We start from the raw sequence: 398 nt of genomic DNA, 5'->3' as shown, positions 1-398 counted from the left end.
GTTGTCGGCGCTCCGTAATCTGCCGCTACCAGTTCCCGGCTGTCAAAATCATATCCCAATCGTTTCATGGCCGCTATGAATCGTTTGTAGTCCTCTCCGGCTCTTTCTTTTATTGGGTGCCCTGCCTCGTCTAGCGGTCCCCACTGCTGTATTTCCTCGACGTTTTCCATCAAGATAACATCGGGAAGAATTGCTTTAGCGTGCTTGTACACCGCCCATGGCAGAATTCTAAGCCCCTTGTTACGCGGCTGACCTCCTTTTGCCTTGCTATGACTGGTACAATCTGGAGAGGCCCACATAAGTGCTACATGGCGGCCAGCAACATACTTTTTAAGATCGACCTTAAATATATCCTCGGTCAGATGCAGCGTATCCGGATGATTGACTTTGTGCATCCG

At 50.0% G+C, this 398-nt stretch carries 1 protein-coding gene; it reads right to left on the bottom strand.

The annotated features are described in order from the left end of the window. The coding region (locus tag NE473_RS30465; protein ID WP_256265584.1) for a DNA cytosine methyltransferase at positions 1–398 on the bottom strand (398 nt) is incomplete at both ends.

Origin of the sequence: Hungatella sp. SL.1.14, assembly GCF_024460495.1 — a bacterium.
GTDB lineage: Bacteria > Bacillota > Clostridia > Lachnospirales > Lachnospiraceae > Hungatella > Hungatella hathewayi.
Note: the sequence above shows the minus strand (reverse complement) of the source record. Positions and strands in the feature narration are given on the sequence as shown.